This window comes from Aeromicrobium sp. 9AM (genome assembly GCF_902506105.1).
In the GTDB taxonomy this organism is placed as follows: domain Bacteria; phylum Actinomycetota; class Actinomycetes; order Propionibacteriales; family Nocardioidaceae; genus Aeromicrobium.
Genome location: NZ_LR733304.1, coordinates 259,903 through 280,977 on the forward strand (window position 1 = coordinate 259,903; position 21,075 = coordinate 280,977).

16 protein-coding genes are annotated in these 21,075 nt (G+C 69.1%); 11 read left to right on the forward strand and 5 right to left on the reverse strand.

The window, feature by feature from the left end; translation table 11 throughout:
• Position 1: 1 nt before the first annotated feature.
• From BOSE46_RS07365 to BOSE46_RS07375, 3 genes are read right to left on the reverse strand one after another with little or no spacing between them, the layout of a single operon-like run.
• On the reverse strand, positions 2 to 2,167 hold the full coding sequence (locus BOSE46_RS07365; protein WP_159539623.1) for a CDP-glycerol glycerophosphotransferase family protein: 2,166 nt from the start codon (positions 2,165 to 2,167) through the stop codon (positions 2 to 4).
• Positions 2,164 to 2,601 carry a hypothetical protein gene (locus BOSE46_RS07370; protein ID WP_159539624.1) on the reverse strand — a complete coding sequence of 146 codons (438 nt, stop codon included), beginning with the start codon at positions 2,599 to 2,601 and terminating at the stop codon, positions 2,164 to 2,166. The genes BOSE46_RS07365 and BOSE46_RS07370 overlap by 4 nt, the downstream gene beginning before the upstream one ends.
• Complete coding sequence (locus BOSE46_RS07375) at positions 2,598 to 4,271, reverse strand: hypothetical protein (RefSeq protein WP_159539625.1); 1,674 nt, start codon at positions 4,269 to 4,271, stop codon at positions 2,598 to 2,600. The genes BOSE46_RS07370 and BOSE46_RS07375 overlap by 4 nt, the downstream gene beginning before the upstream one ends.
• Positions 4,272 to 4,418: 147 nt before the next feature.
• Between BOSE46_RS07375 and wecB the strand changes: the two genes are divergently transcribed.
• Entirely contained in the window at positions 4,419 to 5,522 is a 1,104-nt protein-coding gene (gene wecB, locus BOSE46_RS07380) for a non-hydrolyzing UDP-N-acetylglucosamine 2-epimerase (protein ID WP_236551651.1), read from the forward strand.
• A complete protein-coding gene (locus BOSE46_RS07385) occupies positions 5,519 to 6,526 on the forward strand; it encodes a class I SAM-dependent methyltransferase (protein WP_159539627.1) in 1,008 nt (335 codons plus the stop codon). Before wecB ends, BOSE46_RS07385 begins: the two co-directional genes overlap by 4 nt.
• Before the next feature lie 4 nt (positions 6,527 to 6,530).
• Here the strand turns inward: BOSE46_RS07385 and BOSE46_RS07390 are convergent, their stop codons facing one another.
• Together BOSE46_RS07390 and BOSE46_RS07395 are read right to left on the reverse strand one after the other, a co-directional pair.
• Positions 6,531 to 8,612: a glycosyltransferase family 4 protein gene (locus BOSE46_RS07390; RefSeq protein WP_159539628.1), complete on the reverse strand. Its 2,082-nt coding sequence runs from the start codon at positions 8,610 to 8,612 to the stop codon at positions 6,531 to 6,533.
• 4 nt (positions 8,613 to 8,616) lie between these two features.
• Complete coding sequence (locus BOSE46_RS07395) at positions 8,617 to 9,402, reverse strand: exodeoxyribonuclease III (protein WP_159539629.1); 786 nt, start codon at positions 9,400 to 9,402, stop codon at positions 8,617 to 8,619.
• A 114-nt stretch (positions 9,403 to 9,516) separates the two neighbouring features.
• Here BOSE46_RS07395 and BOSE46_RS07400 point away from each other — a divergent pair, with 114 nt between their 5' ends.
• From BOSE46_RS07400 to BOSE46_RS07440, 9 genes are all read left to right on the forward strand, one after another.
• Positions 9,517 to 11,040 (forward strand): MFS transporter, encoded by a 1,524-nt coding sequence (locus tag BOSE46_RS07400; RefSeq protein WP_159539630.1) that lies wholly within the window; start codon positions 9,517 to 9,519, stop codon positions 11,038 to 11,040.
• 74 nt (positions 11,041 to 11,114) lie between these two features.
• Entirely contained in the window at positions 11,115 to 12,242 is a 1,128-nt protein-coding gene (locus tag BOSE46_RS07405) for a peptidoglycan-binding protein (RefSeq protein ID WP_159539631.1), read from the forward strand.
• 36 nt (positions 12,243 to 12,278) lie between these two features.
• Positions 12,279 to 12,902 (forward strand): hypothetical protein, encoded by a 624-nt coding sequence (locus BOSE46_RS07410; protein ID WP_159539632.1) that lies wholly within the window; start codon positions 12,279 to 12,281, stop codon positions 12,900 to 12,902.
• A 124-nt stretch (positions 12,903 to 13,026) separates the two neighbouring features.
• Positions 13,027 to 14,586 carry an amino acid permease gene (locus tag BOSE46_RS07415; RefSeq protein WP_159539633.1) on the forward strand — a complete coding sequence of 520 codons (1,560 nt, stop codon included), beginning with the start codon at positions 13,027 to 13,029 and terminating at the stop codon, positions 14,584 to 14,586.
• A 24-nt stretch (positions 14,587 to 14,610) separates the two neighbouring features.
• A complete protein-coding gene (locus BOSE46_RS07420) occupies positions 14,611 to 15,423 on the forward strand; it encodes a GntR family transcriptional regulator (protein WP_159539634.1) in 813 nt (270 codons plus the stop codon).
• Positions 15,424 to 15,503: 80 nt separating this feature from the next.
• Positions 15,504 to 16,403 carry a phosphotransferase gene (locus tag BOSE46_RS07425; protein WP_159539635.1) on the forward strand — a complete coding sequence of 300 codons (900 nt, stop codon included), beginning with the start codon at positions 15,504 to 15,506 and terminating at the stop codon, positions 16,401 to 16,403.
• Positions 16,400 to 18,847, forward strand: a complete 2,448-nt coding sequence (locus BOSE46_RS07430; protein ID WP_159539636.1) for an FAD-dependent oxidoreductase — start codon at positions 16,400 to 16,402, stop codon at positions 18,845 to 18,847. Before BOSE46_RS07425 ends, BOSE46_RS07430 begins: the two co-directional genes overlap by 4 nt.
• Before the next feature lie 69 nt (positions 18,848 to 18,916).
• Positions 18,917 to 19,660 (forward strand): FadR/GntR family transcriptional regulator, encoded by a 744-nt coding sequence (locus BOSE46_RS07435; RefSeq protein ID WP_159539637.1) that lies wholly within the window; start codon positions 18,917 to 18,919, stop codon positions 19,658 to 19,660.
• A gap of 28 nt (positions 19,661 to 19,688) precedes the next feature.
• On the forward strand, positions 19,689 to 21,050 hold the full coding sequence (locus BOSE46_RS07440; protein ID WP_159539638.1) for a glutamine synthetase family protein: 1,362 nt from the start codon (positions 19,689 to 19,691) through the stop codon (positions 21,048 to 21,050).
• Positions 21,051 to 21,075: the final 25 nt, after the last annotated feature.

Genomic DNA, 21,075 nt, shown 5'->3' on the forward strand with positions numbered 1-21,075 from the left:
GTCAGCTGATGCCGCGGGTCTCGATCAGGTCGTCGATCGCCGCGACGGCGCGTTGCGAGTTGTGCCGGTCGTGGAAGATGAACGTCTCCTCGACGCGTGCGGAGTACTCCGCCTCGCGTTCACACCCGTTGAGCACGTAGTGCTCGATCGCGTCGATCGTGCTCTCGACGTCGCGGGTGACCGGCCCGAAACCGTCCTCCTCGTGCGAGAACCATGAGGTGTGCGCATGGCCGCCGAAGTACTCGTCGTCGTCGAAGTGCGTGTAGATCAGCGGCGTGCCGAGGTAGGCGATGTCGAAGTGCACCGACGAGTGGTCGGTCAGGAACAGGTCGCACCGCCGCATGACGTCCTGGATGTCGGGTGCCGACCCGTCGAGCACCGTGAGCCGGTCGCCCGTGAGCGGCATCTGGGCCAGGTGCGCGTGCATGTTGTAGTGCGGCATGAACTCGAGCTGGTAGTCGTGCTCCTCGAGCAGCCGGCGCAGTCGCGGGCTGCCGAGGAAGTCCTGCATGAAGCGCTGGTAGGTCGACCCCTCGAACGGCACCTTGGTCGTCGTCTCGTCGCTGAACAGGCGCGGGACGAGGTACATCCGCCAGGTCGGCATGAACAGGATCGTGCGGGTCGGCGGGGTCGGCACCAGGGCGTCATAGCGGGGCAGGCCGGTCGGCACGATCTGCCGGTCGTACCCCGACGTCACCCGGGCCGCCTCGGTCTCGCGCCGGCTCGCGGTCAGGAACAGGTCGAACCCGGTCTGCTGCCGCTTGAGCACCTTGGGGTTCATGTGGATGCCGTGCTTGAGGTAGACCCGGAACGCGCCGACGCGCCAGGCGAAGTGCCGGACGTACAGCGCCTTGCTCCACTGCTGGGGCAGCATGTGGGTCAGCGAGTACGCGTTGACGAGCACCGACGCGTGATACATCAGCAGCCGGTGGCGCAACGAGGAGTGCGCGACGACCCGGCCGAGCGCGGACATCTGGTCGTACTGGGCGCTGGCCCGGTCGATGACGTAGTAGACGTCGACGTCGGGGCGCTCGCGCGTGAGGTGCGCGAACAGGTGATAGCCGTTGTCACGGGCGGTGTCGGGCCGTTCGCCGACGAGCCAGATCGTGCGTCGCCAGAACATCGGGCGCGTCAGGGCGCGGATCGGCCGGGTCCAGGCGAACGGTCGCCGACGCAACATCCCGCCGAGGTCGCGACGCAGGACCGTGGCGCTCCAGCGCATCCTCGCCAGCGCAGCGGTCGCCGACTGGGTCACGAACTCGGCCCGGCCGGAGCCGTGGACGGGGAAGAACTGGAAGCGGCGGTCCCTCACGACGAGCGGGCGGGAGGCAGCCAGGGCTCCGGGTGCCGGCTTGACCGGCACGCGTACGTCCTCGCGCCCCGGAGGTGCGGCGAGCTTGATGTCGAGGGTCGCCTTGCCGAAGGGCAGGTCGTCGACCTGGAGATCGGCGATGAACCCGGTCCACCTCGTCAGGCCGGCCTCGATGCGCGGGGTCGGGCGGGCGTCGGCGCGGGCCACGACCGTGCCGGCGTCGTCGACCACCAACAGCTCCATGCCGTGATCGGGCGGCTCGACGCTGTCGGTCGCACCGCGCCGGCACATGCCGGTGATGCGCAGGACGGTGCCGCCCTCGAGCACGTCGATGCCGTCGAGCCGGGCCAGCAGGTTGCGGAGCGGCAGCATGTGGATGTAGCCGTCGAGGTCGGCCCGCCGTGCAGCGACGGCGTCCGCATGCTGCTGGTCGAGCCAACCCCGATAGGCGTCGGTGATGGTCCGCTCCGACCAGCCGATCGGCGTCAGGAGGGGGAACGGAGCGTCGGCGAGCCCGAACGACTCGACTGACTCGTGGCCGCGGTCGATGACCCGGTCGATCGTGCCCTGGCCGGCGATCGCCGCGTCGGTGAACATCACGAAGCGCGTGGAGACGGTCGGCAGCGCGGTGGCCACGGCCTGCTCGAGGGTCAGTGGCGTGCCGTCGGTGTCGATGACGGTGACCCACGGAGCCGCCGCCTGGACCGCGTCGCGGTCGAGGTCGCCCGAACGTACGAGGAGCGAGACCGTGAACCGCGGGAACGCCTCGAGCGCGGCCAGTTCGGCCAGTCGCGGCAGCACGGGCGCCGAGCCTTGGTCCGAGACGATGACGACGGTCAGCTCCGGGGCGCTCATCGGCGGCCTCGCAGGCGCTGGAGCAGGGAGGGTCTGGCGGGCGGGCGCGGGACGGCCTCGACGACGCGTACGCGCGCCGGTGCGGGCAGAGCGGTGACGGTGACCTCCATGTGGGGGAGGGCGGCGGCGATCGTGCCGACGGCTGCCTCGGGGTTGTTCGCGGGATCCACGAACTCGATGATCCCACCGGCCCCCAGCCGGCCTGCGGCGTAGTCGGCTGCCACGCGTATGGCCGTCGCGTCGGCCGCGTCGGCGAAGACCAGAGCGCGCTGGAACGGTGGCAGCACGCGAGGGTCGAACGTGCCGTCAGCGCGAGCGTGGACGACGACCATCTGGTCGTACCGACGCTTGCGGAAGTCGTCGAGCTCGACCGGGCTGCTGGCGACCACCAGGGTCCGCGGTCCGCCCAGCCCGTCGGGGTGCACACCGCTCATCGGCCCCACCACGGGGGAGTCGTCGAGGAGAGCCGTGACTCGTACGCCTCGAGCCAGCAGCTGAGCTGGATCAACCGGTGGCGCCAGGCGTCGGCCGGCTTGCCGTGCAGGTCCTCGACGTCCTCGGCAGTGAAGCCGTGGCCGATGAACCGGTCGAGCACACCGAGCCGCTCGGCGGTCCACGCCCGCGCCTCCGGACCGTTGGTGCGGCGGCGTCCCCGGGCCGCCATCGCACCGGGATCGTTGGTCGACGGCAGGCTGGAGAGACCGGGCATGGCGGCCTCCAGCACCTGGCGGGAGAGGGCGCCGCTGGCCTTGGCCTCGGCCGGGATCGACATCGTCGCGGACGTCACCGCGGGATGCAGGAACGGCGTCACGACCTCGACCCCGGTCGCCAGCAGCTTGAAGGGGGCGAGGCCGACGCCGCTCATGATCCGGCTGCGCAGCACGGCGATCCGGCCCTCGTTGGGATGACCTTCGACCCCCTGCCTGGAGGCCTCGACGTCGGGCCGCATGCGCTGCTCCAGCTCGTCACGGACTGACTCGGTCGCACCAGGCAGCCCGAGCGCGGGCCGCCGGTCGAGCTTGCGCCACAGCTCGTCGCTGACGTCGGCCGGCTCGGCCGTGAAGAGCCGTCGGTTGGCGTACGCGTTCTTGAGCTGGGTGTCGCCGGCGAACCCGTCGATCACCGGCAGGCCGCGTGCCATCAGGACGCCGGCGGCCGGGCCGAACCAGCTGTGCTCCCAGCTCTCGTACTCCAGGAGTGCCATGGTCCTTGCGGTGTAGGCCGGGTTGGCGCTGCGATCAGGGTGGATGATCTCTTGCGTCATGCCGAGGAGCTGCGCCAGCGTGGTCGCGTAGGTCACGTCGGGATCGACGTTCTCGGTGTGCTTGGACGTCGTGAGCGCCAGGAACGCCTCGGGGCCGAACTGCTCGCCGGCTATCGCGCCGAGCAGTCGTGAGTCCCAGCCACCGGTCAACGGGAGCGAGGCCAGGTAGTCACCGTCCGGTGCACCCTCGGCCAGCACGGGGTGCTCGGTCAGGGCGGTGCGCAGCCCGTCGACGATCTCCCCGGGAGCGGCGGGGGAGCGCTCCTCGCTGATGAACCGGTGGGCGTCCAGCCCGGTCGAGAACGTGCCGGTCGTGACGTCGAGGCGATGGTGCTCGCCACCTCGCAGCCGGCGAACCTGCAGGAACGGCGTGCGCCCGTTGATCGGGTTGTTGGACGTCAGGATCGAGGCCCAGGCGTCCCAGTCGGGATCGAGCGGGCCCTCCAGCAGGTCGAGCAGTGCCTCCGACGTCGTCGAGAACGCCAGCGTCGTGGAATCGAGCCACGCGACGTACAACGCCTGGTTGCCCCAGCTGGACGTGTGCAGGACGACCTCGTCCGCCGTGACCGCGACGCCGACAGCAACCGTCTCGTGCATGGCCTGCTGCCAGCCCGAGACAGGACCGGCCTGGCCCTGCCCCGACCAGTGGATCCCGCGGGCACCGGGTCCGGTCCACGAGTGCGTACGGCCACGGCTCAGGAGCAGGAGGTGCGGGTCGGCGAGCTCGTGCTCGACCCACCCCGGGTGCTCGCCGACGATCCTCTGGCGCAACCCGCGAGGGATGGTGCCGACAAGGCCGATCACACGGGGCTCGGCGAGCCGGGCGGTCTGATCGGGCATGGTGCGCAGGCTACCGGGCCGCGACTCGGCTGATCTCGGGCGGAGGACCGGTGGCGGGCTGCGGCGAGCACGGTCACGCCGATTCGGGGCCTGACATCGTGCGGGATAGCGTAGGAGCATATGTCCCCCTCATCTGAGCCCACGCCCGTGAAGCCCGTCGCTCACGTCGTGCACGTGACCGGCGCCCGGCCGAACTTCCCCAAGGCGGCCCCGGTCATCCGCGCGCTCAGTGACCGCGGGATCCGGCAGGTGCTCGTCCACACGGGGCAGCACTACGACCGGGAGATGTCCCAGGTGTTCTTCGAGCAGCTGGGCCTGCCCGAGCCCGACGTCAACCTGGGGGTCGGCTCCGGCTCCCACGCCAGCCAGACCGCCAAGGTCATGGTCGCGCTCGAGGACATGTTCCTCACCGACCGGCCCGACCTCGTCGTGGTCTACGGCGACGTCAACTCGACCCTGGCCGCGTCCCTCGTCGCCGCCAAGCTGGACATCCAGGTGGCCCACGTCGAGGCCGGCCTGCGCAGCTTCGACCGGACGATGCCAGAAGAGGTCAACCGGATCGTGACCGACAGCCTCGCCCAGCTGCTGTTCACGACCAGCGCGGACGCGAACGTGCATCTGGGCACGGAGGGTGTCGCGGCCGACAAGATCCACTTCGTCGGCAACCCGATGATCGACACGCTGCTGGCCAACCTCGAGCTGTTCGATGCCGAGGCCGCCCGCCAGGACCTTGGCCTCACGGGTCCGTACGTCGTGGCGACGCTGCACCGGCCGTCGAACGTCGACGACGCGGATCGCGCGACCGAGATCGTGGCCGCGCTGCACAAGATCGCCGACCATGCGTCGGTCGTCATCCCTCTGCACCCGCGAGGACGCGCCGCGTTGGAGCGGGCCGGACTGATGGACCACGCGGGCGTGAAGGTCATCGAGCCGCTCGGCTACGTCGAGTTCATCGGCCTGCTCCGGGGCGGCGCTGCGGTCATCACGGACTCCGGCGGAGTCCAGGAGGAGACCACGGTGCTCGGCATCCCGTGCCTGACGTTGCGGCCCAACACCGAGCGGCCGATCACCATCAGCCACGGCACCAACCAGCTCGTCGACCTGGACACCCTGGTGCCCCGGACGATCGAGGCACTCGGCCCGCGCGAGGCGCGACACCAGGTGGTGCCGCCCCTGTGGGACGGGCACGCGGGTCCGCGCATCGCCGCGGTGATCGCGGATCATCTGACCCGAACGGGGGAGACGGCATGAGCGACCGTGGAGGCAGGGGCCTGCCGTCGATCGATCGCCGCACAGGGCTGCTGCTCGCCCTGCTGGTGGCCGTCGTCGCGACCGTCGTGATGGTGGCGGCGACCGCCAAGTGGGGCGAACGGGCGCTGGCTGTCCCGGTGACGTTGGCTTCACTCCTGCTCGTCGCACACACGCTGCGGAGCGAGCAGCAGAGCCGTCGCCTGCACCAGCGCATCTCGGCGTTGGACGCTGCCGTCAAGAAGCAGCGGGTGCAGCAGCGCACGGCGCTCCGCGAGATCGCCGCCACCACCGGTCGTACGGGTCGGCGCGTCGACAAGGTCCGGCAGAGCATCTCCGATCCCAGCAAGGGACTCCTCCACGGGGTGCGCAAGGTCTCGAGGCACTCGTTCGAACAGGTGCAGGCGACGCTCAACCTGTTCGAGATGGTGGAGATCAAGGCCGCGATCCCGCCGATGCGCGGGTGGGCGGTCTCGCCCGACGCGCTCGTCGTGCTGGTCCAGGAGCTGGTCGACGAGCGGCCCACGCTCGTCGTCGAGTGCGGCAGCGGCATCTCGACGCTGTTCCTCGCGCTTGCCGCCCGCCAGAACGACATCGACACCCGCATCGTGGCCCTCGACCACGAGGAGGACTACGCCGCCAAGACCAACCAGCTGCTGGCCCGGCACGGTGTCGGCGACATCGCCGAGGCCCGGCACGCCCCGCTGGTCGACGTACCGGGCGCCGACGGAGTGCAGCAGTGGTACGACCCGGCGAAGCTCGACGACCTGGACGGCATCGGCCTGTTGTTCGTCGACGGCCCGCCCGCACCGACGGCACGCCTCGCGCGGTTCCCCGCCCTCCCGCAGACCTGGGACCGGTTGGCGCCACGGACGTCGGTCGTGCTCGACGACATGATTCGTCCGGCCGAGCAGGAGGTCGTCAAGCTGTGGCAGGCGGCCCACCCCGAGCTGGAGCACGAGCACCTGCGGACCGAGAAGGGCACCGACTTCCTCCGCCGCAGCTGAGTAGCTAGCCGGCTCCGAGGGACCGGTAGATATCGGTGACGCGCCGCCCGAGGATGCGCCAGTCGCGCTCGGCGACGACCCAGTCCCTGGCCCGGGCGCCGAGCCGCTCCCGCAGGTCGGCATCGACGACGAGCCGTTCGAGTGCCGCTTCGAGCGCGTCGGTGTCGTCCTTGGTGTAGAGCAGTCCCGTCTGCTCGTGCTCGATGATCTCGGTCATGACCGCGACGTCGGACGACACGACGGTGCGGCCCATCGCCATCGCCTCGAAGGGCTTGAGTGGCGAGACCGTCTCGGTGACGAGCGAGGAGAGCCGGGTGATCGGCGCGATGTCGATCAGCGAGTAGTGGGCCTCCACCTGCTCGAACGGGACCTTGCCGGGCATCAGGATGACGTCCTCGAGGCCCAGGCTCGACCGGAGCCTGAGGAGTGCCTCGTTCTCGGTGCCACCGCCGACCATGAGCAGGCGTACGTCGGGGTGCCGGCCGTGGAGGCGGCCGAACGCCTCGAACAGCATCTCGTGCCCCTCGTACCAGTTGAACGAGCCGACGTAGCCGATGACGATCTTGTCGGTCAGCCCGTAGTGGCTGGCGAGGTCCTCGTCGCGCGTGAGCGGCTGGAAGCGGTCCGTGTCGACCCCGTTGGGGACCACCGTGACCTTCTCGGCCGCCACACCTCGCTCCACGATCGTCGACTTGAGACCCTCGGTGATCGCGATGACATGGTCCGCCTCCGTCGCGGCCAGGTGCTCCATGTGCACCGCGAGCTGGTACTCAGGCGTGTCGCCGTACGTGCTGTGCAGCGACAGTCGCACCTCTTCGTAGAGCCCACGGACCTCGTAGACCGCGGGGACACCCAGTCGGCGGGCGGCGACGATCCCGGACAGCGCGTTGTGCGAGTTGCTGGAGGCGTGGATCAGCGCCGCGGACGCCTCGCTGGCCAGGTCCGTGATCGCCGCGGAATACGTCTCGACGAACGGCATGACCGGGAAGCGCGGCATGACCTGGTCGGTGTCGATGAGGTGGTGGTAGGTGACGTCGCCGAGCCGCTCGGTCGCCTCGATGGCGTCCTGGCGGTCCTTCGGCACGTCGGCGAGTGGGAACCCCGGCGGGGTGACGGCATTGACCTCGTAGCCCTCAGCGGCGATTCCGCTCAGCAGGCCATGGGTGCGGTTTGCGGCCCCGGTCGTGCGATAGGGCAGCGAGTTCTGAAGGACGTGGAACACCGATCGGGCCCGGGGCGGATGAGCCGGTTCACTGCGTCGCGCCGGAGGGGTCCAGCCGGACGTCAGCAGCGAGAGGGACTCCGCCTCGCCGAGGATCAGCCGGGCGGTGCGACCGGCGGCGCTGTCGGACCGGCGGACGTCCCGGGCGAAGTCGAGCGCGAGCGTGCCGTTGGCGGCCCGCCGCAGGATGTCGGCGGCGCGGATCAGGTGCCGGTCGCTCAGGCCGGTTCGATCGACGTCGGGGGCGAGCTGCCGGATCGCCGGCTCGTGGCGCAGCGTCACGGCGACCTCGAAGCAGGTCCGGAGGTCGTCCGGCGTACGGACGTACGGCTCCAGCTCGGTCGCCCAGTCCTCGGTGTCGAGGGCGGCGACCTGTGCCGAGACCCGGGCCGCGAGGGAGTCGGGCTCAACCTGGCCGGGGTGCTGATCGACGTACGCCACGGCGTGCCGCAGGTCCTCGGGCGTCGTGAGCTTGATGGCCGCCTCGATGAGCGGATCGAGGTCGGCGCCGGTCGTGTCGGTGGTGGCCAGCGCGGCCCCCAGCTGCGTCCGCAACGCCTTGGGCTGGTCCTTGGTCAGCAGGAACCGCAGCCGGGCCAGGAGGGGGTAGAGCAGCTCGGGCCGGGCGTCGCGGAGGGCATCGTTCATCCCGGTCAGGACCTTGCGCTCCGAGCCCTCGAGCAGGCGCTCCGCGACCCGAAGCTCGTTGAGCGTCGGCTCTTGGGCGTACCTCTCCGCGAGGCCCTCGACGAATGCGGACCGGCGCGAGGGCTTGCCCGCTATCCATCCGGCGACGGTGTCGAGGGCGCTCCCGTCGGGGTCAGGTCCCAGGTCGTGGAGCCTGCGCGCAGTGCGGTTGAGCATCAGCTCAGCTGATCTCGATGACGACCGGAGCGTGGTCGCTGGCGCCCTTGCCCTTGCGCTCCTCACGGTCGATCCAGGCGTGGTCGACGCGTGCCGCCAGCGCCTCCGAGGCGAGGATGAAGTCGATCCGGAGTCCACGCTTCTTGGGGAACGCCAGCTGCTGGTAGTCCCAGTAGGTGAACTCGCCGGGGGTGTGTGGGCGGACGACATCGGCGTAGCCGGCGTCGAGGATCGCCTGGAACGCCTCGCGCTCGGGCTTCGACACGTGGGTGTGGCCCTCGAAGACCGTCATGTCCCAGACGTCCTCGTCCTGCGGGGCGACGTTCCAGTCGCCGGTCAGCGCGATCTCGCCCTTGGGGTTGTCGGCGAGCCACTCGATCGAGGCCTGTCGCAGCCGCTCGAGCCAGGCGAGCTTGTAGACGTAGTGCGGGTCCTCGAGCGTACGGCCGTTGGGCACGTAGAAGCTCCACACCCGGACGCCGCCGCAGGTCGCGCCGATCGACCGGGCCTCGACGATCTCCGGGTCGCCGAACATCGGCTGGTCCTCGGCGAACGAGGTGGCGATGTCGTCGAGCCCGACGCGGGAGATCAGCGCGACGCCGTTCCACTGGTTGAGCCCGAAATGGGCGTAGTCGTAGCCCATCGCCGACAGCTCGAGACCGGGGAACTGGTCCTCACGGCACTTGGTCTCCTGGATGGCGAGGACGTCGACGTCGTTGCGCTCGAGCCAGCCGGTGACCCGGTCGATGCGGCTGCGGATGGAGTTGACGTTCCAGGTCGCGATACGCACACGACGAACCTACTCGCTCCGCCTGAACGGGTCGAAACGGCGCTGCCTGTTGACAATTCAACACGCGATGAATAATAATTCATCAAACGTAGAATTACTCACAAGGAGAACACCATGTCCACCACCGACATCAGGAGCGGGACCCGCGTTCGTACGGGCCCGATCCTCGCCGTCGTCTCGCTCGCCCTGATGACGGTCGTCTCGGCAGTGAGCGGCCTCAACGTCGCCCTGCCCGACCTGGCTCGCGAGACCGGAGCCACCCAGACCCAGATCACCTGGATCGTCGACGCCTACACCGTCGTGTTCGCCGGACTGCTGCTGTTCGCCGGCGCACTGGGCGACCGGTTCGGCCGCCGCGAGCTGCTGGCCGGAGGCCTTGCCGTGTTCGGCATCGCGGCCGGGCTCGGCATGCTCACCAGCGACCCCGCGCAGCTGATCGCGCTGCGAGCCCTGATGGGAGTGGGCGCCGCGGCCATCATGCCGACGACGCTGTCGATCATCACGACCTCGTTCCCCGTCGAGCAACGCGCGAAGGCGATCGGCGTATGGGTGGGCATGGCCGGCGGAGGTGCCGTGCTGGGCCTGTTCGGCAGCGGCTTCCTGCTCGAGTTCTTCTCGTGGAGCTCGTTCTTCGGGCTCAACGTCGTGTTGGCGGTGCTCGCGCTGATCGGCACGCTGGTCGTGGTGCCCACGTCGGTCGACGAGAACCCGCCACGCCTCGACCTCATCGGTGCGCTGCTGTCCCTCGTGGCTGTCGCCGCGACGGTCTTCGGGATCATCGAGGGCCCGGATCGTGGTTGGGACGATGCCCTGACGATGACGGCCCTGGCCGCCGGCGTGCTGGGACTCATCGCATTCGTGCTGTGGGAGCTCAAGTCCGACCGCCCGATGCTCGACCCGCGACTGTTCCGCAACCGCAGCTTCAGTGCCGGATCGCTCACCGTGATGGTGCAGTTCTTCGCCACGTTCGGCCTGTTCTTCGTGGTGATCCAGTACCTGCAGTTCGTGGTCGGGCGCTCGCCGCTCGGCGCCGCCGTGGCGCTGCTGCCGCTTCCGATCGTGATGATCCCGCTGGCTCGCAACGCGCCGCGCATCGCGCAGAAGGTCGGCTTCCGTCGCCTCGCCCCGCTCGGCCTGCTGTTCACCGCCAGTGGACTGGTCGTGGTCTCGCAGGTCGGCACGCACATGACGTACTGGTCGTTCGCCCTCGGTCTGGTGCTGTTCGCCGCAGGCATGGGACTGGCCGGCACTCCGGCCACGACGGCGATCACCGAGTCGCTGCCCGAGAGCAAGCAGGGCGTCGCGTCGGCGGTCAACGACACGGCACGCGAGCTCGGCAGTGCGTTCGGCATCGCGATCCTCGGCAGCGTCCTCAACCAGCAGTACCGGGACGGCATGACCGAGGCCGTGCACGGCCTGCCGCCGGCGGTCGCCGAAGGTGCTGAGAGCTCGATCGCCTTCACGCAGTCCCCGCACGTCCAGGAGATGGGTTCCGCCGGGCAGCAGCTCGTCGCGGCGGCCCAGAACGCGTTCGTCGACGGCATCGGCGTGGCACTCATGATCGCCGCAGTGGTCGTCGCGGTCACTGCCGTGATCGTCGCGTTGCTCGCGCCGTCGAAGCAGGATGCCGGGGTTTGAGTGACATATGGGGCGGATGCAACGCATGATGAAACGCAGGTCTCGAAATCTGGGGGAAGACTATGCGCCGACTCTTGCTTGCATCCGCCTCATTCGTCGCGGTCTCGGCACTGCTGGTGTCACCGGCAGCAGCGGGGGATCCGCCCATCACCCTGCCGTCGAGCCCCAAGGGCCCCACACCACCGGTGACCCTGCCCTCAGGTGTCGACCCGGCGTCGCCCTACCTGCCGCAGGCGTCCTGCAGCCCGATCGACATGCCCGGCGTCGTCAAGCTCCGGGCGCTCGTACTCAAGACGTACGGCGAGGGTGGCGCCGGAGCCATCCACCACGGCTGCACCGAGGGTGTCTCGGAGCACAGTGAAGGTCGCGCGTGGGACTGGATGGTCGACGTCGGCGACAAGAGCGAGCGGGCCGCCGCGGCCAACTTCATCGGCTGGGCCACCGCCAACAGCGGCCGCAACGCCCGCCGGCTCGGCATCATGTACATCATCTACAACAAGAAGATCTGGGCGATCTACCGCGCATCCGACGGGTGGCGTACGAGCTCGGACCACACCGACCACGTGCACATCTCGTTCAGCTGGAACGGTGCGCGCGGCAACACGTCGTTCTGGACCGGCAAGGTCGGCACGATCGACCTCGGGCCGTGCATGCGGTTCACCGGCACGTACGGCGTACGCACCAGCGTTCCGCGAGCCGGCGCCTGTCCGTCATCGTCGGGCAAGGTCAAGCGGACGTCCCTGATCGATCGGCAGTACGGCACCACTGGCGCGACGGTCGCGAAGGCGCAGGCGCTGTTGGGCGTACCCAAGTCGTCGCGGTTCGACGGGCCGACCTGGAAGGCCGTGTCGGCATATCAACGCGCTCACGACATCCCCTACACAGGTGTGCTCGACCAGCCGACCTGGGCATCGCTGAGCCCGTCGAGCGTCACGGCGAGTGTCGTCAGCGGCTACGGCCGGGACGCCGCGATCGCGTACGGGCTCGAGCACTTCTCGACGCGCCCGATCAAGCAGGTCGACGTCGGCACCCAGGTGCTGTTCCTGCAGACCGCCCTGGGGATGCCGGGCGCCGACCGCAACGGCTACTTCAACACCGTCACGCTCGCCCGGGTCAAGAAGCTGCAGGCATCTGCCGGGCTGACTCAGGACGGGGTCGTCCGGGCCGAGGAGTGGCAGGCGATGGCGGCTGCCCTCCAGTGACGGGCGGCGGCCCCTCCGCGATGCCATGATGTGGCCATGACCCAGGACGAGTCGGCGGCGACCAACGAGCCCCACGAGGACGACCAGCTCGAGCGCAAGATCCAGGACCAGCCCGACATCGCGCCCGGCGCCTGGGTCAAGCGGATCGTGCTCGCGGTCCTGCTGCTCGCGGTCGCCTACATCGGGTTCCGGGTCTCAGCCGCGTTCTTCCCACGCTGGTGGGCGCACCGCGTCGGCGACCAGGTCAACGACAGCCTGACCAAGGGCACGCTCTGGGGGGCGTTCTACGGATTCGTCTTCACGTTCGTCCCGGTCCTGCTGCTGTTCCAGATCCGTCGCCGGTTCTTCAACTGGACCTGGCGCATCGTCGTCGCGGTCATCGCGCTGCTCCTGGCCGCGCCCAACTGGCTGACGCTCTCGGTCGTCGCCGGCAACAGCAAGGCGGCGCACGCGGGGGAGCGGATCTTCGACGTCGAGGCCCCCGGCTTCCGGGCCGGCACCCTCGGCGGGGTCATCGGCGGCGCCCTGCTGGCGATCATCATCACCGGCGCGAGCATGCAGATGAAGCACCGCAAGAACGAGGTCAAGCGCCTGCGCGGCGAGCGGGACGAGCTCAAGCGCGCCCAGGCCGACCGGACACGCGACGACGAATCGAGTTGACTCTGCCGCGGCGCGCTTCGATTTCCGTCGTGTGAACTCCTGGATCGATTGCATCAAAGGTCTAGATTCATACCTCTGACCCGCGCTAGCATGCACCAACTTCACTGAAAGTTGGGTGCACTACATGGCAGATCAACTCACCGACGACGAGAAGCATCTCGCGAGCCTCGGCTACAAGCAGGAGCTGAACCGCTCCTGGTCGAGCTTCTCCAACTTCGCGATCTCCTTCTCGATCATCTCGATCCTCGCGGGCTGCTTCACGACGTTCGGGCAGGCGTGGAACAACGGTGGTCCCATCGCCATCTCCTGGGGCTGGCCGGTCATCTCGTTGTTCATCCTGCTCATCGGCTTCACGATGTCGGAACTGGTCTCTGCCTATCCGACGTCCGGCGGCATCTACTGGTGGGCGTCCAAGATGGGCGGAGCGGCGGCCGGATTCTTCACGGGCTGGCTCAACCTGATCGGTCTGCTCGCCGTCACCGCGTCTGTGGCCTACGGCTGTGCAACGTTCCTGGACCTGACGCTCAGCACGATGAGCAAGTCCTGGGCCGCGGACTACAGCCTCACGCGCGTCTTCATCGAGTTCGTCGTCATCCTGGCGGTCGCCGCCCTGCTCAACATCTTCAGCGGACACCTCCTTGCTGTCGTCAACAACGTCTCCGTCTGGTGGCACGTGGCTGGCGTCGCCATCATCATCCTGATCTTGGTGCTCGTGCCGGACACGCACCAGGCGATCAGCAACGTGTTCACCGACAAGGTGAACAACGGTGGCTACGACGGTGGAGCCACGAGCGGAGGGACCTACTGGTTCCTCGTCTTGCCGATCGGCTTCTTGCTCACGCAGTACACGATCACCGGGTTTGATGCTTCCGCCCACCTCTCCGAGGAGACCCAGGGCGCGGCGGAAGGTGCGGCCAAGGGCATCTGGCGCTCGATCCTCTACTCGGCGATCGGTGGCTGGTTGCTGTTGCTCGCATTCCTGTTCGCAGTCCAGGACAAGGACGCGGTCACCAAGGGAGGCGGCGGTGTCGACCTGATCTTCGGCCAGGCACTGGGTCAAGGCTGGCACGTCACCGTCCTTGCCATCTCCGTGGCGGGACAGTTCTTCTGCACGATCGCCTGCCTGACCAGTGCGTCGCGCATGACGTTCGCGTTCAGCAGGGACGGCGCGATCCCCGGCTCCAAGATGCTGTCCAAGGTGTCGGCTGCCAAGGTCCCGGCGAACGCCGTGGTGTTCGTCGCCGTCATCGGCGCGATCATCACCCTGCCCGCTTTGATCGAGGTGGACATCGCCGGCGCTCCGGTCCCTGTCGCGTTCTACGCGATCACATCGGTCGCCGTGATCGGGCTGTACCTGGCCTTCGCGATCCCGATCTACCTGCGCTGGAAGATGGGTGACACCTTCAAGCCCGGCAGCTGGACCAATGGGTCCAAGTACAAGTGGATGAACCTGATCGCCGTGGCGGAGATCGCCATCATCTGCGTCTACTTCATCCTGCCGTTCACACCCGCAGCGCGACCGTGGGACGACGCGTTCGAGTGGAAGTACGTCAACTACGCGCCGATTCTGACGGGTGGTGTCCTCATCGCACTGACGATCTGGTGGCACGTCTCGGCCAAGAAGTGGTTCACCGGTCCGAAGCACACGATCGACGAAGCAGTCATCGAGGCGTTCAACGACTAGTCACAAGGCGATACGGTCGGGCGTGTGAGGAGTCTGCAGATCGATGACGAGGCGTTGGGCGGCAAGCCCGATCTCTCGGTCTCGACCGGCGGCCCCTCGCACGCCCGCATCGCGTCGTGGCTGCTCAGTCGCATCGGTGCGGGCCGGGTCCGCGAGGGCGACCGGCTGCCGCCCGAGGAGGAGCTCGCCGCCTCGCTCGGCGTGAGTCGTATGACGCTGCGTCAGGCGTTGGGGTCCCTCGAGGCCCGCGGCTACATCGAGCGTCGGCGCGGCCGGTCTGGCGGCAACTTCGTCCGTGAGCCGCGCATCGAGGTCGACCTCAGCGGCCTGCCCGGGTTCACCGAGCTCATGCGGCGCGCCAACGTACGTGCCGGAGCGCGGATCGTGCGGGCCGGCATCGTCGCGGCCCCGCCGGAGGTCGCAAGCGCCCTGGCACTCGGCCGCCAGCGCGACGTCATCGAGGTCGTCCGTGTTCGCTCCGCCCGCCGACTGCCCCTGGCGCTCGAGGAGACGTACCTGCCCGCGCACCTGTTTCCCGGCTTCCTCGACCACAACCTCGCCGGATCGCTCTACGGCCTGATGCGCCAGCACTACGGCCTGGCACCACACAACGCGAAGGAGTGGCTCGAGCCCGAGATCTCCAGCGCTGAGCACGCCGAGCTCCTCGAGGTCGAGCCCGGGTCCGCGTTGATGCTGGTCACCCGCAACGCGTCGACTGCGACGGGTGTGGCGGTTGAGTACGCCCGCGACCGCTACCGGCCCGACCGCACGCGCATCAGCCTCAACACCGGCATCGACCCCGCCGCCGTCACCGAGCTCAACGTCGAACCCATCTGAGGAATCGCTCGCGGGCGGGGCTTTTGGCGACAGGTGCATCCGTCTAGACCTTAAGTCTCGGGCGCTAGTAGGCTGCTGGAATGGTCGACATCGAGGCGCTGCTGGACCAGGTCCCGGCACTCGAGGGGTCCCCGCGGACGGTCGAGGAGCTCACCGGCGGCCTGACCAACCAGAACCTCAAGGTCACCACCCCGACGGGTGAGTACGTCGTGCGGCTGGCCCGCAGCGACAGCTCACTGTTGGGCATCGACCGCGACGCCGAGTCCTACAACACGCGGGCCGCGCAGGTATCCGGAGCCGGCGCACCGTTCGTCGACTATCGCGCGGATCTCGGCGCGCTCGTGATCGGCTACGTCGGCGGCCGCAGCTACGTCAACGAGGACCTGCGCGTCCCCGGAACGCTGCCACGGGTCGCGACGGCGATGCGGCTGCTCCATGCGGGCCCGAGGTTCTCGACCGACTTCGACATGTTCGTCCGGCAGCCGACCTACCTGCGTACGTGCGTCAGTCGCGACTTCCCGATCCCCGACGACTATGTCTCGTACGGCGCGGACTTCCTACGGATCCAAGGCGCTCTCGCGTCGCGACCGCTGCCGACGGTGCCGTGCAACAACGACCTGCTCGCCGGCAACATCGTCGACGACGGCGATCGCATCTGGCTCATCGACTACGACTACGCCGGCAACAACGACGCCTTCTTCGAGCTCGGCAACACGTGGACCGAGTGCGGGCTGGACGACGAGCATCTCGACGAGCTGGTCACCGCGTACGTCGGGCACGAGGACCCGGCGCTGATCGCCCGCGCCCGGCTGCAGGCCACGGTCTCGCGCTACGGCTGGTCGCTCTGGGGCTTCATCCAGGCTGCGACGAACGACGACGACTTCGACTTCCACGGGTGGGGCCAGGAGCGTTTCGACAAGGCGGTGGCGGACTTCCGCAGTCCGCAGTTCGAGTCGTGGCTCGAGGCGGCAGCCTCATGATCCCGAGTCGCGCGCGGATCGTCATCATCGGCGGCGGGGTCGTCGGCACGAGCGTCGCCTATCACCTGACCAAGGCCGGCGAGAGCGATGTCGTGCTGCTCGAGCAGGGCGCGCTGTCGTCCGGCACGACGTGGCACGCGGCGGGGCTGGTCGGCCAGCTCCGCGCGACGCAGGCCGGCACGACACTCGTGCAGTACAGCGCCGCCCTCTACGAGCAGCTCGAGGACGAGGTCGGCCTCAGCTCGGGCTTCAAGCGCTGCGGCGGGGTCACCGTCGCGCGCACCGAGGACCGCATGGAGCAGCTGCGCCGCACGGTCGCGACGGCCGCCGCGTACGACCTGGAGTGCGAGCTGCTCACCCCGGAGCAGGCGGGCGAGCGCTATCCGCTGCTCGAGACGAGTGACCTGCTCGGCGGCATCTGGCTGCCCGGCGACGGCACCGCCAACCCGACCGACCTGACCCAGGCGCTGGCCAGGGGTGCACGCCAGCGCGGCGCGACCGTCGTCGAGCACGTCCGGGTCACCGAGGTCCTGGTCGACGGTGGAGCGGTCACCGGCGTGCGTACGGACCAGGGCGACATCGAGGCCGAGATCGTGGTCAACTGCGCCGGCCAATGGGCGCATCACCTCGCGGCGCAGATCGGCGTCGCCGTCCCGCTGCACTCCGCCGAGCACTTCTACGTCGTCACGGACCAGATCGACGGCGTACGGCCGGACCTGCCGATCCTGCGCGACCCCGACGGCTACACCTACTTCAAGGAGGAGGTCGGCGGGCTGGTCGTCGGCGGCTTCGAGCCCGAGGCCAAGCCGTGGGTCGCGCCCGACCAGATCCCGTACCCGTTCGAGTTCCAGCTGCTCGACGAGGACTGGGACCACTTCCAGATCCTGATGGACAGCGCGCTCCAGCGCATACCGGTGCTGCACGACACCGGCATCCGCAAGTTCTACAACGGGCCGGAGAGCTTCACGCCCGACAACCAGTTCATCCTCGGCGAGGCGCCATCGGTGCGCGGTTTCTTCGTCGGTGCCGGCTTCAACTCGGTCGGCATCGCGTCCGCGGGCGGCGCTGGGCGCGCGCTCGCGGAGTGGGTCCTCGAGGGCCAGCCGACGGTGGACCTGTTCGCCGTCGACATCCGCCGCTTCGCGCAGTTCCAGAACGACAAGGCATACCTGCGGGCACGGGTCACCGAGGTGCTCGGCCTGCACTACGCCGTCCCGTGGCCCAACCGCGAGTACGACACCGCCCGGCCGCTGCGGACGTCGCCGGTCTACGAACGCCTCGCCGCCGCCAACGCCGGCTTCGGCAGCAAGATGGGCTGGGAGCGGGCCAACTACTTCGCGCCGCCGGCCGTCGACCCCGCGATCCAGTACGCCTGGGGCAAGCAGAACTGGCTGCCCTGGTCGTCGGCCGAGCAGGTGGCGTGCCGCGAGGCGGTCGCGATCTTCGACCAGTCCTCGTTCTCCAAGTACGTCGTGCACGGCCCCGACGCCGAGGCCGCGCTGCAGTGGATCTGCAGCAACGACGTCGCGGTCGCGCCGGACCAGACGGTCTACACGGCGCTGCTCAACGAGCGCGGAGGCTACGAGTCCGACCTCACCGTGACCCGCGTGCTCGACGACGAGTTCTTCCTGGTCGCCAGCTCCGCCACGACCGAGCGCGACCAGGACTGGCTGCGGCGCAACATCCCCGCGGGCCTCGACGCGCAGGTCCAGGACGTGACCGACAAGCTCGCGGTCTTCGGCGTCATGGGGCCGCACTCCCGCGAGCTCCTGAGCCGGCTCACCGACGCCGACCTGAGCGAGGAGGGCTTCGCCTTCGGCGCCAGCCGCGAGATCCAGCTCGCCGGCTGCACGGTGCGGGCCACCCGGATCACGTACGTCGGAGAGCTCGGCTGGGAGCTGTACGTCCGCACGCCCGATGCGCTCGGCGTCTATGACGCGGTCAAGGAGGCCGGCGCCGACCTCGGCCTGGTCGACGCCGGCTACTACGCGATCGAGTCGATGCGCCTCGAGAAGGGCTATCGGGCGTTCGGCCGTGAGCTGACCCCCGAGGTCGATCCCGTCGAGGCCGGCCTCAGCTTCACCTGCAAGCTCGGCACGGACATCGCCTTCCTGGGTCGCGCGGCCGTCGAGAAGGCCAAGGCGGCCGGCCCGTCACGCCGGCTCGTCTCGTTCGCGCTCGAGGACCCAGACGTCATGGTGTGGGGTGGCGAGCTGCTCGTACGCGATGGTGTCGCGGCCGGCCAGGCCACCTCCGGCGCGTGGGGCGCGACCCTCGGCGCGGGCGTCGGGCTCGCCTGGGTCCAGGCGCCCGATGGTGTGACTGCCGATGCGGCATACGTACGAGCCGGCGACTACCAGCTCGATGTCGGCGGCCGGCGCATCCCCGTCACCGTGAGTCTCAAGCCGCTGTTCGACCCGTCCGGCGAGAAGCTGAGGCCGTAGACATACGCTTTGCCGTGCCGATAAGGTTCGATACCAGACCTTAAGGCTCGGACCCCGAGGGGAGGCGGCATGGCGGCACCACCCGACGACGTCGTCTCGGACCCGCAGGACGACCTCGCGGCCGCCGTGCTCCGGCCCCTTCGGGCGCATCACGCCTTCGAGTCGTGCGTCGAGATGCTGGCGACGTCGATCCGCCTCGGCATCTACCCCGACGGCAGCACGCTGCCGCCCGAGCGCGAGCTCGCCGAGCGCATGGGAGTGTCCCGGTCGACGCTGCGCGAGGCGATCGGCGCCCTCCGCGACGCGAAGCTGCTGACGACCCGGCGCGGACGCGGTGGCGGCAGCGTCGTCGAGTTCCACCCCGAGGAGCCCGGCGCCTCACCCAAGCTCCAGCGCCCCCGCGAGGAGCTGCTGGACGCGCTGGCATTCCGGCGCATCGTCGAGCCCGGAGCCGCGCACGCGGCTGCCAAACGTACGTTGACCGGTCAGCAGGCGGAGATGCTGCGCGCCTCGCTCGAACGGGTCAACTCGGCTGCCGGCAAGGCCGTGCACCGGCAGGCCGACGCCCAGTTCCACCTCGCGATCGCGTCGCTCACCGAGTCGCCGCTGCTGATCGACGCCGTGACCAACGTGCAGGTCAGACTGCACGAGATGCTCGGCGCGATCCCGGTGCTCGACCGCAACATCGATCACTCGCGCCAACAGCACGACGCGATCGCGGAGGCCATCCTCGCCGGAGACGCCTTCAAGGCGCGGCGCGTCATGGAGAGTCACTGCGACGACACCGCAGCCCTGCTCCGGGGGCTCATGTGAACCTGCCCAAGATGAGAGGTACGAGTCGATGACCGAACGACACCCCAACCTGCTGAGCCTCGAGCAGCTGCGCACGCAGATCGAGCAGGGCGAGATCGACACCGTGGTCGTCGCCTTCACCGACATGCAGGGCCGGCTGCAGGGCAAGCGACTGCACGGGCAGTACTTCCTCGACCACGTCGTGGAGCAGGGCACAGAGGGGTGCAACTACCTCCTGAGCGTCGACGTCGACATGAACACGGTCGACGGCTACGAGATGTCGTCGTGGGACAAGGGCTACGGCGACATGGAGTTCGCCCTCGACTTCGACACGATCCGGTTGCTGACGCACCTGCCCGCGACGGCGATGATCCAGTGCGACCTGGTCTGGCTCGACCACGAGCCGGTCGTCCAGTCGCCGCGCACGATCCTCAAGGCGCAGCTCGCCAAGGCAGCCGACGCCGGGTTCATGGCGCTCGCCGGCACCGAGCTCGAGTTCATCGTGTTCGACACGACGTACGAGGAGGCGTGGTCCAGCGGCTACCGCGACCTGACGCCGGCCAACCAGTACAACATCGACTACTCGATCGTCGGGACGACCCGGGTCGAGCCGCTGCTGCGCGACATCCGCAACTCGATGTATGCCGCGGGCATGAACGTCGAGGGCGCCAAGGGCGAGTGCAACTTCGGCCAGCACGAGATCGGCTTCCTCTACGACGAGGCGCTCGTGTCGGCCGACAACCACGCGGTCTACAAGACGGCCGCCAAGGAGATCGCCGCGGCGCACGGCAAGGCGCTGACGTTCATGGCGAAGTACAACGAGCGCGAGGGCAACTCGTGCCACATCCATCTCTCGCTGCGCAAGAGCGACGGTGAGCTCGCGTTCTGGGACGACGGTGGTCGCACGCCGACGTACGACCGGTTCATCGCGGGCATCCTGGCGACGATGCGCGACTTCACGCTGCTGTACGCGCCCAACATCAACTCCTACAAGCGGTTCGCCGGCGGCTCGTTCGCACCGACGACCGTGGCCTGGGGGCTCGACAACCGCACCTGTGCCGTACGCCTGGTGGGCAAGGGTCAGTCGGCGCGGCTGGAGAACCGCGTGCCCGGTGGCGACACCAACCCCTACCTCGCGCTGGCGGCGATGATGGCCGGCGGGCTGTACGGCATCGACCACGAGCTGGTCCTCGAGCCGGAGCAGACCGGCAATGCGTACGCGTCGGACAAGCCCAAGGTGCCGACGACGCTGCGTGAGGCGCGTGAGGCCTGGGCCGGCTCGGCGATCGCCCGTGAGGTCTTCGGCGACGAGGTCGTCGACCACTACACCAACATGGCCGACGTCGAGCTCGCCGCGTTCGACGCCGCCGTGACCGACTGGGAGCTGCGCCGAACGTTCGAACGCATGTAACCCACCGCTGGTTGAGGTGCGGAGG

What these genes read in the sequence shown, in the direction of transcription:
- BOSE46_RS07365 (WP_159539623.1), bottom strand. Translation starts at nt 2,167, where the DNA reads ATGAGCGCCCCGGAGCTGACCGTCGTCATCGTCTCGGACCAAGGCTCG.
- BOSE46_RS07370 (WP_159539624.1), bottom strand. Translation starts at nt 2,601, where the DNA reads ATGAGCGGTGTGCACCCCGACGGGCTGGGCGGACCGCGGACCCTGGTG.
- BOSE46_RS07375 (WP_159539625.1), bottom strand. Translation starts at nt 4,271, where the DNA reads ATGCCCGATCAGACCGCCCGGCTCGCCGAGCCCCGTGTGATCGGCCTT.
- BOSE46_RS07385 (WP_159539627.1), top strand. Translation starts at nt 5,519, where the DNA reads ATGAGCGACCGTGGAGGCAGGGGCCTGCCGTCGATCGATCGCCGCACA.
- BOSE46_RS07390 (WP_159539628.1), bottom strand. Translation starts at nt 8,612, where the DNA reads ATGCTCAACCGCACTGCGCGCAGGCTCCACGACCTGGGACCTGACCCC.
- BOSE46_RS07400 (WP_159539630.1), top strand. Translation starts at nt 9,517, where the DNA reads ATGTCCACCACCGACATCAGGAGCGGGACCCGCGTTCGTACGGGCCCG.
- BOSE46_RS07410 (WP_159539632.1), top strand. Translation starts at nt 12,279, where the DNA reads ATGACCCAGGACGAGTCGGCGGCGACCAACGAGCCCCACGAGGACGAC.
- BOSE46_RS07415 (WP_159539633.1), top strand. Translation starts at nt 13,027, where the DNA reads ATGGCAGATCAACTCACCGACGACGAGAAGCATCTCGCGAGCCTCGGC.
- BOSE46_RS07425 (WP_159539635.1), top strand. Translation starts at nt 15,504, where the DNA reads ATGGTCGACATCGAGGCGCTGCTGGACCAGGTCCCGGCACTCGAGGGG.
- BOSE46_RS07430 (WP_159539636.1), top strand. Translation starts at nt 16,400, where the DNA reads ATGATCCCGAGTCGCGCGCGGATCGTCATCATCGGCGGCGGGGTCGTC.
- BOSE46_RS07435 (WP_159539637.1), top strand. Translation starts at nt 18,917, where the DNA reads ATGGCGGCACCACCCGACGACGTCGTCTCGGACCCGCAGGACGACCTC.
- BOSE46_RS07440 (WP_159539638.1), top strand. Translation starts at nt 19,689, where the DNA reads ATGACCGAACGACACCCCAACCTGCTGAGCCTCGAGCAGCTGCGCACG.